The organism is Knoellia aerolata DSM 18566 (assembly GCF_000768695.1).
GTDB classification, from domain to species: domain Bacteria; phylum Actinomycetota; class Actinomycetes; order Actinomycetales; family Dermatophilaceae; genus Knoellia; species Knoellia aerolata.
Genome location: NZ_AVPL01000031.1, coordinates 13589 through 26324 on the forward strand (window position 1 = coordinate 13589; position 12736 = coordinate 26324).

Consider the following 12736-nt stretch of genomic DNA (forward strand, 5'->3'; position numbering starts at 1 on the left):
GTGACCACCGCACAACCCATCCCCGGGCTCGCCAACGTCGGCGTCGTCGGCCTGGCCGTCATGGGCAGCAACCTCGCCCGCAACCTCGCCCGGCACGGCCACACCGTCGCCGTCTTCAACCGCACCCACGCCCGCACCCTCGCCCACCTCGAGTCGTATGCCGTGGACGGCACCTTCGTCGGGGCCGAGACGGTCGAGGAGTTCGTGTCCTCACTCGAGCGGCCACGGCGCATCATCATCATGGTGCAGGCAGGTGCCGGCACCGACGCCGTCATCGACGAGCTGCTGCCCCACCTCGACGAGGGCGACATCGTCGTCGACGGTGGCAACGCGCAGTTCACCGACACGCGACGCCGCGAGGCGAGGCTGCGCGAGCTCGGTCTCCACTTCGTCGGGACCGGCATCTCGGGCGGCGAGGTGGGCGCGCTCAACGGCCCGTCGATCATGCCCGGCGGCTCCCGCGAGTCGTATGCCGCGCTCGGACCGATCCTCGAGTCGATCGCCGCCAAGGTCGACGGGGAGCCGTGCTGCGCCTGGATGGGTCCCGACGGCGCCGGCCACTTCGTCAAGATGGTCCACAACGGCATCGAGTACGCCGACATGCAGTTCATCGCCGAGGCCTACGACGTCCTGTCGGCCGCCGGGATGAGCGCCGCAGAGGTCGCCGACGTGTTCCGCGAGTGGAACACCGGCGAGCTCGACTCCTTCCTCGTCGAGATCACCGCCGAGGTCCTCGACCGGGTCGACCCGGAGACCGGCCGTGCGCTCGTCGACGTCATCACCGACGCCGCCGAGCAGAAGGGCACCGGCCGCTGGACCGTCCAGTCCGGCCTCGAGCTCGGCGTCCCCGTCTCCACGATCGCCGAGTCGGTCTTCGCCCGGGCCGCCTCAGGCGACGTCGCCATCCGCGACGCCGCCCAGGGCGTCCTGTCCGGGCCGGACCGCGCGCTCGGCGACGTCGACCGGTCGGCCCTCGTCGACCAGGTCCGCGAGGCGCTGTGGGCGAGCAAGGTCGTCGCCTACGCCCAGGGGCTGGAGCAGATCCGCGCCGCGAGCGAGGAGTACGGCTGGGACGTCGACGTCGCGACCGTGGCCCGCATCTGGCGCGGCGGCTGCATCATCCGCGCCCGGCTGCTGAGCCAGATCAGCGACGAGTACGCCGCGGGCGGCCTCGCCACCCTCCTCGTCGCCCCGAGCATCGTCGCCGGGATGGCCGAGCGCCAGGACGGCTGGCGCCGAGTCGTGGGTGTCGCGACCTCCGCCGGTGTCCCCGTGCCCGGGTTCTCCAGCGCCCTCGCCTACTACGACACCGTGCGCGCCGACCGGCTCCCCGCCGCGCTCATCCAGGGGCTGCGCGACAACTTCGGCGCGCACACCTACGGCCGCGTGGACCGTCCCGGCACCTTCCACACGCCGTGGTCGCAGGGCGGCGCCGAGATCCAGATGTCCTGACCATGACGACGTCGAGCCCGTACCCGCCCGCGGAGGTCGTCATCGGCCTCGACGTCGGGACCACCGGCACCAAGGCCGTCGCCTTCGGCATGGGGTCCCCGTGGCGCCACACGGTCGTGCGTGAGTACCCGCTGCTGGCGCCCGGCCCCGGGTGGCAGGTGCAGGACCCGGCCACCGTCGTCGCCGCGGTCATGGGCGCGCTTGCCGAGGTCGTGACGACGGCGCGGGGTGCCCGCGTGGTGGGGATCTCGGTCAGCACCGCGATGCACGCACTCATCGGGCTCGACGAGGGGCTGCGTCCGCTCACCCCGATCGTCACGTGGGCCGACTCCCGGGCCACCGCCGAGGCGGCGGAGCTCCGCTCCTCCGACGAGGCCGAGGCACTGCACCTGGCCTCCGGCACGCCCCTGCACCCGATGAGCCCGCTGGCGAAGCTCCTCTGGTTCACCCGTCACGAACCTGCCCTCGCCGCCCGGGTCAGGGCGTGGGTGGGCCTCAAGGACTACGTCCTCCAGACCCTCACCGGCACCTCGGCGACCGAGCTGTCCACTGCCTCCGGCAGCGGCCTGCTCGACCTCGCCACACGCACCTGGAACCCGCGCGCGCTGGAGCTGGCCGGCATCCGCGAGGACCAGCTGCCACCGATCCTGCCGACGACAGCGGTCCTCGGGCTCACCAAGTCCGCCGCCTCACGGCTCGGCCTCGCCACTGCGACGCCGGTGGTCGTCGGCGCCGGGGACGGCCCGCTCGGCAACCTCGGGACGGGCGCGCTCGACCGGGGGGTCGTCGGGCTGTCGGTCGGCACGAGCGGTGCTGCACGGATGGTCGTCCCCGCTCCCGTGACCGACCCGTCCGGGCGGCTCTTCTGCTACGCCCTCACCGACGACGCCTGGGTGGTCGGCGGCGCCGTGAGCAACGGCGGCATCGTCGTCCGCTGGGCTCGCGACGTCCTCGGGGACGCGGGCGGCGACGACGCCGCCCTCCTCGAGCTGGCCGCGAGCGTCCCCGCCGGCAGCGACGGCCTCGTCGTGCTCCCCTACCTCCTGGCCGAGCGTGCCCCGCTGTGGGACCCCACCCTCACCGGCGCGATCATCGGCATGCGCCACTCGCACACCCGAGGTCATGTCGTGCGCGCCGTCGTGGAGGGCGTCGCCCTCCAGCTCTGGAGCATCGTCGACGGGCTCGACGCGGTCACCCCGGTGACGAGCATCCGGGCGACGGGTGGCGTCTTCCGCTCCCAGGTGTGGCGAGACGTCACCGCCGGCGTCCTCGCGCGACCGGTCACGGTCACCGGTGGCGCGGAGGGGTCCGCGCTCGGGGCGGCCGCCCTCGGCCTGCTCGCCGTCGGTCGTGCCTCGTCGCTCACCGACGGGCTGGACCGGCTCGCGCCCGGACTGCGTCGGTCCGGGGACGCGGTCGTGGTCGACGACGCCGACCGCGACGCCTACCGCGCGGCTCGCGCGCGCATCCCCTCGCTCCTCGACTCGTATGCCGCCGTCGCGGACCTCTTCCGCACGCCTGCGCGTGCGGGCACTAGCGTTCACGGATGACCACCCACCTCTGGATCGATGCCGGCGCCGGCGTCGCCGGGGACATGCTGCTCGGCGCGCTCGTCGACGCAGGCGCCCCTCTCGGGGGGATCCAGGCCGCCGTCGACGCCGTGCTGCCCGCGACGGTCCGGCTCGTCGCGACCGACGCGACCCGGGCCGGGCTGCGGGCCTGCAAGGTCGACGTCGAGGTGCTCGCCACGGACCAGTCGGACCGCCGGTGGTCCGACATCCGCGGGCTCCTCGACAGTGCGCCGATCTCCGAGGAGGTGCGCACGACCGCTCTCGGCGTCTTCGCCCTGCTGGCCCGGGCCGAGGCGCACGTCCACGGTGTGGAGGTCGCCGAGGTCCACTTCCACGAGGTCGGCGCGTGGGACTCCATCGCCGATGTCGTCGGCGTCGCCGCCGCGGTGCATCTCCTCGGCATCACGTCGGTGTCGGCCGGTCCGGTCGCCCTCGGGTCGGGGACGGCACGGACGAGCCACGGTGTGGTGGGTGTTCCTGCACCCGCCACCCTCGAGCTGGCCACGGGCTGGGACGTCGCCCCGGTGGGCGAGGGCGAGCTGACGACGCCGACCGGCATGGCCCTCGTGCGCGGCCTCACCGACTCGTGCGAGGGACTGCCGGCGATGCGGATCACCGCGTCCGGGACCGGCGCCGGGACGAGGGACGTCGACGGGCGAGCGAACGTCACCCGCGTCGTCATCGGCGAGCTCGACGCCGCGGGCGAGGTCGACCTGTCCGGCCCCACCCCGCAGCCGCTGTGGGTGCTCGAGGCCAACGTCGACGACCTCGACCCACGCCTCTGGCCCGGAGTCCTCGAGTCGCTCATGGCCGCTGGTGCCGCCGATGCGTGGCTGACCCCGATCCTCATGAAGAAGGGGCGCCCTGCCCACACCGTCTCGGTCCTGTGCGACGGCGCCCACCGCGCCGCCCTGCGTGAGGTCGTCCTCACGCACACGACGACGCTGGGAGTGCGCGAGCACTCCGTCGACCGCGTCTCCCTCGGGCGCACCTGGCAGAGCGTCACGGTGCGCGACGAGCAGGTGCGGGTCAAGGTCTCCCTCGACGCCGACGGCAACATCGTCCACGCGACCCCGGAGTTCGAGGACGTCCGAGCGGCTGCCGCCGCGACCGGCGCGCCCGCTCGGGTCGTCCTCGCCGAGGCGACGGCAGCCGCCCACGCGGCCCGCACCGGGACGGGCCCGACCTCCACGCCGGCGACCCCGGAGGCGCCTACGCTGCCGTGATGGCGGTCAACCGGAGTCGTCGCGCCGTCGCCGCCCGTCGCCGCAGGCGCCGCATGGACCGCGTCGAGCACGACCTCAGCGGCGAGCAGTGGGTCGCGCTGACGTCGCTGTGGGGCGGCTGCGCCTACTGCGGCGCCACCGACCGGCCACTGCAGCGCGACTGCGTGCTCGCCCTGTCCCGGGGCGGCCGCTACACGCTCGCCAACATCGCGCCGGCCTGCGGTCCCTGCAACGCCAGCAAGTGCAACGACGAGGTCACCGGCTGGCTGCGGCGCAAGCGCCTCGACGAGCGTTCCTTCCTCGAGCGCCACCACGCCATCGGTGCGGCGCTCGCCCTGCGGTTCCCCGCCACCGTCCCGGACGAGGACGAGGTCGAGGACGACGTCGTCAGCGGACCGTGAAGGTCTTGTCGTCGGTGGCCGGACCGGCGCCCTCCGCGCCGCCGGAGGGGTCGTCGGTCGACAGCGTCACCGTGTAGGTGCCGGGTGTGAGCCTGGCGGTGAAGGACAGGGAACCGAAACCGCCCGTTCCGGTGCCGCCCATCGCCGACCCACGGGCGACCTCCGCACCGGAGCTCGTGCGGACGACCCACCCGAAGGTGGCCTCGAAGGACGTCCCGAAGCCCGCGAAGGTGACCGTGCCGGCCCGCCGGACCTCACCCTCCTGCGGCGAGGTGACCCAGGCGTGGGCCTGGATGTCCGCCATCGGCGCCCGCCGCATCGGGGAGCCGATGCGCACGGCGCCCCAGACGTCGGCGGCCCTCCCGTCCCGGGTGATCGTCACGGTGGTGGCCGGCGTTCCGCTCTGGGCGGCCGCGGCGGTCGCGGTGTGGACGAGCTGCTGGAGGGCCGTCTCGGCCAGCTCGCTGCCGACGTCGCCGTTCGAGAACGCGTCGGCGGAGAGGTCGACCGTGATCGCCGCCCCGCGCTGGGTCGCGGTCACGCGGCGGGCCGGACGCCACGGGGACGTGTAGTCCCGGTCGAGGGGAGCCAGTCGCGTCATGGCCGACACCGCGGAGACGACCGGACCCCCGACGTCGGGCACGGTGCGGAACTCCCGGTAGAGCGCGAACGAGCTGCGGGACTCCGCGACGTAGTAGACCGGAATGCTCCGCAGGCTCGTTGCCGGGCTCGTCGACGTCGGGGCCGACGGTGTGGGCGAGGCCGAGGGAGATGCCGTCGCCGACGTGCTTCCGCTCGGCGCGGGACTCGGGCTCGCCGACGCACTCGGGCTCGCGGACGGCGTCGCGCCGTCGTCGTCCCCGTCACCACACGCCGTGACGAGGGCGAGCACGACCACGACCGCCCCTGCCACCCGTCCGCTCCGTGCTCGCATGACTCCTCCTTCGTCGGTGGACCTGGTTCCAGTCGACGCCGGCGGCGACACCCACCCACAGGGCCGAAAGGCCCGGAACCTCCCCCGGTCAGGCAGGGGCGTCGAGCCGGTCGGGCTGCAGCAGGAGGTCGCGCACGATCCCGGCCATCTGCCCGGCGTGCGCGCCGTCGACGATGCGGTGGTCGGCCGTCGCCACGAGCACGACGACCGGGCGCGCGACGACCTCGCCGTCCACGACGACCGCCCTGTCCTGGACCGCGCCGACCGCGAGGTAGACGGGGGTGCGTGCGAAGGGCAGCGGCGCGAGGAAGGCCTCGTCGAGACCGAGCGAGCCGACGTTGGACACGAAGGCGGTGCCGAGGGGGAACCCCGGCTGGCCCAGCGCGGACCGTCCCAGCCCTCCGGCGACGAGGCTGGCGAACGACAGGGCCGGCCGCATCGCCCAGCTCGGCGCCAGTCGCACGATCCCGGAGCTGCGACGGTGGGCGACGTCCTCGTGGGCGCGAAGCCGGTCAGCACCTGCGCCGACCGCCCGGGCCACCTCGAGCGGGGTCAGCCGGTCCACGTCGTGCACCTTGACGGGGGCCAGGTCCGACCCCCGCGAGATGTCGACGGCGAACCCGATGTCACACGTGTCGAGGTCGACGAGCCGGCCCAGCACGATGCGGGCGCGGATCTCGGGGACCTGCCGGAGCGCGCGCCCCAGGGCCGCCCCGACGACGTGGGTGAGGGTGACCCGCTCCCCCGACTCGGACCGGACGCGGTCCAGGTAGGCCAGCGCCGCCGTGACGTCGACCTCCATGCGTGCGTGGATGCGCCCGTCGCGTGACGGCCGCCAGGTGGCCACCGCGATCTTCCGGCGCACCGGGGTCCGACGCCGGCTCATCCCGCGGACCGCGTCACGGTGGGGTGGGGGTGACGGGTCGGTATGCCGGAGAGTGCGATCCGTGCGAGCGCGCGGGGAGCTCCCGTCACCGCCGCGATCGGCGCTGCGCGCCTCGGCAGGCGCAGGTGGGGTCGGTCCGCCTCGATGGCCGAGACGATCCGGTGGGCGACGTGGTCGGGGTCGAGGAGGGTGAGGAGCCGGGCGCGCAGGACGCGGTCGAACGCCGCCTCGCTCGGCCGGTGCCGGCCGATGCGGTCCATCATCTCGGAGACGACCGGGCCGATCTCGACCGCGAGGGTGCCGACCGGGGTGCCTCGCAGGTCCGCCCGCAGGCCGGAGGTCGCGTGGGTCAGGCCCGCCTTGCTGCCGCCGTAGACGGCGAGACCCGGGAAGGTCGCCACCCCGGCCAGGGAGGAGACGTTGACGAGGTGACCGCGGCCCCGCGCGAGCATGCCCGGGAGCACCTGGCGGCACAGCTCCAGGGGGGCGGTGAGGTTGAGGTCGACGGTGCGGCGGAGGTCCTCTGCCGTGAGGTCGGTGAGGAACCCGGTGGTCTCGGCACCGGCGTTGTTGACGAGCACGTCGACGGGACCCTGCTCCGCCTCGACCCTGTTCACGAGCCCGTGGAGCCCCTGGAGGCCCTCCACGCCGTCCGGGTCGCACAGGTCGGCCGGGAAGGCGGTCCCGCCGGTGGAGCGGGCGAGCGCTGCGAGCGCGTCCGGGGTGCGCGCGAGCAGGGTGACCCGCGCGCCGCGGACGGCCAGCCGACGGGCCAGGGCTGCGCCGATCGTCCCGGTCGCGCCGGTGAGGAGGACGTGAGCGCCCGTGGTCCGCATCTGCACAGTGTCACCCACACCGGTCACCCACGCCGCCGGGACCTTCGCCCCTCCCCTCGCCGGTTCCGCACCGCGACGCTGGAAGGGCCGAGAGGAGAGCGTCATGGGCACATCGGGCACCCAGGTGCAGGGATCCGTCGTCGTCGTCGGGGTGGACGGGAGCCAGTCGGCCGGGAGGGCGGTGGAGGAGGCCGCCGCGCAGGCCCTGCGCTGGGGCCGACCGCTGCACCTCATGCACGCCACCGGCCGCACCATCGTCCCGTGGACCCCCGAGCACCTGCAACGCGTCGCGGTGGTCACCGAGCACTGCCGCCAGCGCGCCGTCACGGTGGCCCCGGACCTCCACATCACGACGGCGACCGAGGTCGACGACCCCGCGGCGATGCTCGTGGCGGCGAGCCGCGACGCGTCCATGGTCGTCCTCGACGGTGGCCGGCTCGGGCAGACCGGAGCCGTCCTCCTCGGCGCCACGGCCCACAAGGTCGTCACCCACGCCGAGTGTCCTGTCATGGTGGTCCCGCTCGCGGCCGACTGGTCCACGTCCGGGGCCGTGGTCGTCGGGGTGGACGCCCACGAGCACTCCGCACCCGCCGTCGAGCTCGCCTTCGCGGAGGCCTCCCGCCGAGGAGCGCCGCTCAAGGCCGTGCACACGTGGTGGTGGGACGAGGCGAACGCCTACCTCGCCGGCACCGACCAGAGGGGTGCTCGCTCGAAGGTCGTCGAGGCGCACCGGCTCCTCGTCGCCGAGATGCTCGCCGGCTACGGCGAGCAGTACCCCGACGTGGACGTCACCGAGATGCTCGTCCGGGGCCGCGCCGGGACGGTCCTCGTCCAGGAGTCGCGCGAGGCGCAGCTGCTCGTCGTGGGGCGGCGCGGCCTCGGCGGCTTCCCCGGCCTGCTGCTCGGATCGGTCGGCAGCCACGTCATCCACCACGCGCACTGTCCGGTCGTCGTGGTGCCCTCACCCCACGACGGCGGGACGCGGACCGCGAGCGCCGGCTCGTGAGCGCCGTCCTGGCCTTCCTCGGCGCCGCCGGCACGGTCACCGGGAGCAAGACCCTCGTCGAGCACGACGGGCGACGCGCACTCGTCGACTGCGGGCTGTACCAGGGGGAGCGGCAGTGGCGCCGGCTCAACTGGCAGCCCTTCCCCGTCGCACCGTCGGGCATCGACGACGTGGTCCTCACCCACACCCACCTCGACCACTGCGGCTACCTCCCCGCGCTGTTCCACCGCGGCTTCACCGGCCCGGCGTGGTGCAGCCCCGGCTCGGTCGCCCTGGTGCCGATCGTGCTGCGGGACAGCGCCCACCTCCTCGAGGCAGAGGCCGAGTACGCGCGCACCTCCGGCTACTCCAAGCACGACCCCCCGCTCCCGCTCTACACCGCCGCCGACGCGGAACGGGCGATCACCGCACTGCGCTCCACGGCATACGACACGCGGACCCGGTTGGCCTCGGGCGGCGAGCTCACCCTGGTCCGGGCGGGGCACGTCCTGGGGTCGGCCAGCGCGCTCCTCCACGTCGGCGACACCACCGTGCTCTTCTCCGGCGACCTCGGACGGCCGAACCACCCGCTCCTGCGACCGCGGGCCAAGCCCCCGGCCGCACGGCACGTCGTCATCGAGGCGACCTACGGCGACCGCGCCCACCCGGCGGACGACCCCGACCACCTCGAGATGGCGGCGTGCATCCGCCGCACCATCGAGCGGGGCGGGTCGGTGCTCGTCCCCGCCTTCGCCGTCGACCGCACCGAGCTGGTCCTCGAGGCGCTGGGGCGGCTGCGGGCCGACGACCTCATCCCGGACGTGCCCATCCACCTCGACAGCCCGATGGCCCTCAAGGTGCTCGCGGTCTACCGCAGCGCGGCCGCCGACGGCGAGCTCGTGGACGGCATCGAGGCGACCCTCGACGCCCTCCCGCGCTGGCGGACGGCGGCGACCGCCGACGAGTCGCGAGCGCTCAACCGTCCGAAGACGCCGTGCATCATCGTGTCGGCGTCCGGGATGGCCAACGGCGGCCGGGTCGTGCACCATCTCGCGTCGATGCTCCCCGACCCCCGCCACACGGTGCTGCTCACGGGGTACCAGGCCGTCGGCACCCGGGGGCGGGCGCTCGTCGACGGCGCGCGCGAGGTGAAGATCGCGGGCAGCTACGTCCCGGTGCGGGCGGAGATCGCCCGCGACGAGGGGTTCTCGGTCCACGCCGACGCGGACGAGCTGCTCGCGTGGCTGCACGAGCTGCCGCACGAGCCCGAGAGCGTCTTCGTCAACCACGGCGAGCCCAGCTCCGCGGCGGCGTTGGCGGAGCGGGTCCGTCGCGAGCTGGGAGCCGTCGTCGTCGTCCCCCGGTACGGCGAGCGGGTGCGCGTCGACTGAGCCCGCGCGCGCCCAATCGTCCCGGCCCGGTCAGCCGCCCGCGGGCAGGACCGGCACGACCGAGGCGTCCGCTCCCGATCGGCGCTGCGCGATGGCGAAGGCCTCGAGGCACCGCAGCCCCGAGACCGCGACCGCGCCGGCGACCCAGCGGCTCTCGCGACCCCCCTCGGTGTCGGTCTCGACCGCGTCGATCAGCTCGTCGACGCGCTGGCGGGTCAGCCCGACCTGGCGCTCGTGCGGCACCTCCTCGTCGAGGTCGTCGAAGAGGGTCGCCAGCGACGCGAGCAGGGCGGCAGTCCGGCGACGGAGGTTGTCCGCCAACGGTGTCGCGTTCGGGTCGAGGATGACGACGGCCATGGACTCCACGCTCGTGCTGCAGCGCTGCAGGGTCTCACCGAGGTCGAAGAGGGCCCGGTGGATGTGTGCGGCGCTCGGTGCGCGGGGGTTCCCCTTGAGCGCGCTGCGCGCCTGGACGATGGCCAGCCTGACCCGCTCCCGGGCGGGGCTGACGTCGGGAAGGGCGGCCAGCACCTCGTCGGCGTGTCCGTTCCCGTCGTCGGCGAGGGCGTCGGCCACGGCCTGGAGCTGGACAGCGAGCTCGCGGCGCAGGGCCGTCGTCGAGGACTGCAGCTCGTGCACCGGCAGCGGCGTGAAGGCGACGAAGTTCACCACCGTCCCCACCAGCGCGCCGAGGAGGATCTGGACGACGTAGCCGGCGACGTACCCCTCGGGCTTCGCCCCACCGACGGCGAGCACGAAGAGCGCAACGAGCGGGACCCAGGAGGCTTGGTCCCGCAGCCAGCGCCAGGCCCCGAGCAGCACCCCGAGCCCGATGGCCAGCCCGACGGTGACCGGGTTGGTCCACGCCGCGAGCTGGAGCAGCATCGCGAGCAGGGCGCCGAGGATGACCGCGACGACCGCGCGGGCGGCCTGGGTGAGGGAGTCGGAGACGCTGGGGTACATCACCGTGTAGGCGCCGAGGGCCGCGTAGTAGCGGTACTTGCCGACGTCGCCGGGCACCAGCCCGCCGAGCCAGAACGCCAGCCCCGCGGCGACCGCGGACTTCGCCGCGAGGGTGGTCGTCGGGTGGTGCCACACCCTTCGCATCCAGGGCGGGGGGCCGAGCGACCCCACCCGGGCGCTCAGGCGACCCGCGTGCGCGGCGCGTTCTCCGCGGTCCTGGCCGGGTCGCGCTCGACGACGTCACCGAGCACGTCGTCGATCCGCGCCATGAGCTCGGGCTCGAGCCGCACGCCGGCGGCCTTGACGTTCTCGTGGACCTGCTCCGGGCGCGAGGCGCCGACGAGGGCGGCCGCGACGTTGTCGTTCTGGAGCACCCACGCGACGGCGAGCTGCGCCATCGTGAGCCCGGCCTCGTCGGCGACCGGCTTGAGGTTCTGCACACGGGTGAGGACGTCGTCGTTCATGAACCTCTTGATCATGTCCGCGCCACCCTTCTCGTCGGTGGCGCGCGAGCCCTCGGGGGGCTTCTGGCCCGGCTGGTACTTGCCGGTGAGCACACCCTGCGCGATCGGGCTCCACACGATCTGGCTCACCCCGAGCTCCTTCGACGCCGGGACGACCTCGTCCTCGATGACCCGCCACAGCATGGAGTACTGGGGCTGGCTCGAGATGAGCTGGAAGCCGAGCTCCCGGCTCAGCGCCACGCCCTCGCGGATCTGGTCGGCGGTCCACTCGCTGACGCCGATGTAGAGCGCCTTGCCCTGCCGGACGATGTCGGCGAAGGCCTGCATCGTCTCCTCGAGCGGCGTCTCGGTGTCATAGCGGTGCGCCTGGTAGAGGTCGACGTAGTCGGTCTGCAGCCGCTGCAGCGATCCGTTGATCGACTCCATGACGTGCTTGCGGGACAGGCCGGTGTCGTTCTTCCCGCCGGGTCCGGTGGGCCAGTAGACCTTGGTGAAGATCTCGAGGCTCTCGCGGCGCTCCCCCTTGAGCGCCTCGCCCAGCACCGTCTCCGCCTTGGTGTTCGCGTAGACGTCGGCGGTGTCGAAGGTGCTGATGCCAGCCTCGAGCGCCGCGCGCACGCACTGCGTCGCCATGTCGTTCTCGACCTGAGAGCCGTGCGTGAGCCAGTTGCCGTAGGTGATCTCGGAGATCTTGAGTCCGCTGTTGCCGAGGTATCGGTAGTCCATCCCTGCACCGTATGCCGCCCGCCCCTGGCACGCGCAATTCGTCCCTGCGCTCCCCCGCACCGCGGCACGCTCCTCGCGTAACGTCGCGAACGGCCCCACCGGGCCCTGACCCCACACACATGAAGGAGCGCCATGTCGGATGACGAGAAGGCTGCCAAGGAGCTGGTCGAGACCCTGCGTGACGGCGAGAACGGCTTCCGTGCCGCCGCCGACAAGCTGCGGGACGGCGACCGCCCGGAGTGGGCCACGCTGCTGCAGCGCCTGTCGGAGCAGCGCGCGGACTTCGCCCGCGAGATCGTCGCCCTCGGTCACGCGTACGGCGACGACGTCGACGAGAGCGGCACCGCCGCCGCGGCCCTGCACCGTGGCTGGATCGCCCTCAAGGACGCCGTGACCGGCGACGACGCGGGCGCCGTCCTCGGGGCGGCCCTCACGGGCGAGGACCACGCGGTGTCCGAGTACGAGAAGGCTCTCGAGAAGGACCTCAGCGCGGGGTTCCGTGAGGTCGTCTCCCGCCAGCACCAGGCCGTCGTCGCGGCGCGCGACGAGGTCAAGGCGCTCCAGGCGGCCGACTGACCGTCCCGCACACGACGAAGCCCCGACAGCGTCTGCGCTGTCGGGGCTTCGCCCTCTGGGGCCCGGGCGCGCGAGGTTCCGTGAGCGTTGCCATGCGGCTCTCAGGGGCTCGAGGGCGGCGAGGCCGAGGTCGAGCCCCAACAGGAACTCCTCGCGCCGACCTTCGGCGCTCCGATCGAGGAGGTCCTGGCCTCCTACGCGGCCACCCGCGACTCGGTCGCGATCGCGTCCGTTCTGGTACCTCGACCTGCCCCTGATGCTCCTGTTCGTGAGGCCTTCGGCGTCCCTGCGGACGCCGGACGGAGCGAAGGCCCCGACTGCGTCT

12 protein-coding genes are annotated in these 12736 nt (G+C 73.9%); 7 read left to right on the top strand and 5 right to left on the bottom strand.

Features of this window, described 5'->3' with window-relative positions; all coding sequences use genetic code 11:
- From gnd to N801_RS11775, 4 genes are read left to right on the top strand one after another with little or no spacing between them, the layout of a single operon-like run.
- Complete coding sequence (gnd, locus tag N801_RS11760) at window positions 1-1452, top strand: NADP-dependent phosphogluconate dehydrogenase (protein WP_035937961.1); 1452 nt, start codon at window positions 1-3, stop codon at window positions 1450-1452.
- A gap of 2 nt (window positions 1453-1454) precedes the next feature.
- The gene (locus tag N801_RS11765; protein ID WP_084108799.1) at window positions 1455-3002 is read left to right on the top strand and encodes a gluconokinase; all 1548 of its coding nucleotides are present in this window, start codon (window positions 1455-1457) and stop codon (window positions 3000-3002) included.
- On the top strand, window positions 2999-4249 hold the full coding sequence (gene larC, locus N801_RS11770) for a nickel pincer cofactor biosynthesis protein LarC (RefSeq protein ID WP_035937963.1): 1251 nt from the start codon (window positions 2999-3001) through the stop codon (window positions 4247-4249). The genes N801_RS11765 and larC overlap by 4 nt, the downstream gene beginning before the upstream one ends.
- Window positions 4249-4650 carry an HNH endonuclease gene (locus N801_RS11775; protein ID WP_084108802.1) on the top strand — a complete coding sequence of 134 codons (402 nt, stop codon included), beginning with the start codon at window positions 4249-4251 and terminating at the stop codon, window positions 4648-4650. Before larC ends, N801_RS11775 begins: the two co-directional genes overlap by 1 nt.
- Here the strand turns inward: N801_RS11775 and N801_RS19815 are convergent.
- The 3 genes from N801_RS19815 to N801_RS19820 all read right to left on the bottom strand — a co-directional run bounded on the left by N801_RS19815 (window position 4637) and on the right by N801_RS19820 (window position 7306).
- Window positions 4637-5584 (bottom strand): Gmad2 immunoglobulin-like domain-containing protein, encoded by a 948-nt coding sequence (locus N801_RS19815; RefSeq protein ID WP_084108805.1) that lies wholly within the window; start codon window positions 5582-5584, stop codon window positions 4637-4639. The genes N801_RS11775 and N801_RS19815 overlap by 14 nt on opposite strands.
- Before the next feature lie 88 nt (window positions 5585-5672).
- Entirely contained in the window at window positions 5673-6470 is a 798-nt protein-coding gene (locus N801_RS11785; RefSeq protein WP_084108808.1) for a 2-oxo acid dehydrogenase subunit E2, read from the bottom strand.
- Window positions 6467-7306, bottom strand: a complete 840-nt coding sequence (locus N801_RS19820) for an SDR family NAD(P)-dependent oxidoreductase (protein WP_169744263.1) — start codon at window positions 7304-7306, stop codon at window positions 6467-6469. Before N801_RS19820 ends, N801_RS11785 begins: the two co-directional genes overlap by 4 nt.
- 103 nt (window positions 7307-7409) lie before the next feature.
- On the opposite strand from N801_RS19820, the gene N801_RS11795 reads away from it, so the two are divergent.
- Both N801_RS11795 and N801_RS11800 read left to right on the top strand, forming a co-directional pair.
- A complete protein-coding gene (locus N801_RS11795) occupies window positions 7410-8312 on the top strand; it encodes a universal stress protein (RefSeq protein ID WP_084108810.1) in 903 nt (300 codons plus the stop codon).
- Window positions 8309-9682, top strand: coding sequence for an MBL fold metallo-hydrolase RNA specificity domain-containing protein (locus tag N801_RS11800; RefSeq protein WP_035937967.1), 1374 nt, complete (start codon window positions 8309-8311; stop codon window positions 9680-9682). Before N801_RS11795 ends, N801_RS11800 begins: the two co-directional genes overlap by 4 nt.
- Before the next feature lie 30 nt (window positions 9683-9712).
- Here N801_RS11800 and N801_RS11805 read toward each other — a convergent pair whose 3' ends face one another.
- On the bottom strand, window positions 9713-10780 hold the full coding sequence (locus N801_RS11805) for an FUSC family protein (RefSeq protein WP_035937969.1): 1068 nt from the start codon (window positions 10778-10780) through the stop codon (window positions 9713-9715).
- 44 nt (window positions 10781-10824) lie between these two features.
- Complete coding sequence (locus tag N801_RS11810; RefSeq protein ID WP_035937972.1) at window positions 10825-11835, bottom strand: aldo/keto reductase family protein; 1011 nt, start codon at window positions 11833-11835, stop codon at window positions 10825-10827.
- A 132-nt stretch (window positions 11836-11967) separates the two neighbouring features.
- On the opposite strand from N801_RS11810, the gene N801_RS11815 reads away from it, so the two are divergent.
- Window positions 11968-12411, top strand: coding sequence for a ferritin-like domain-containing protein (locus tag N801_RS11815; protein ID WP_035937974.1), 444 nt, complete (start codon window positions 11968-11970; stop codon window positions 12409-12411).
- The last annotated feature ends 325 nt before the right edge of the window (window positions 12412-12736 follow it).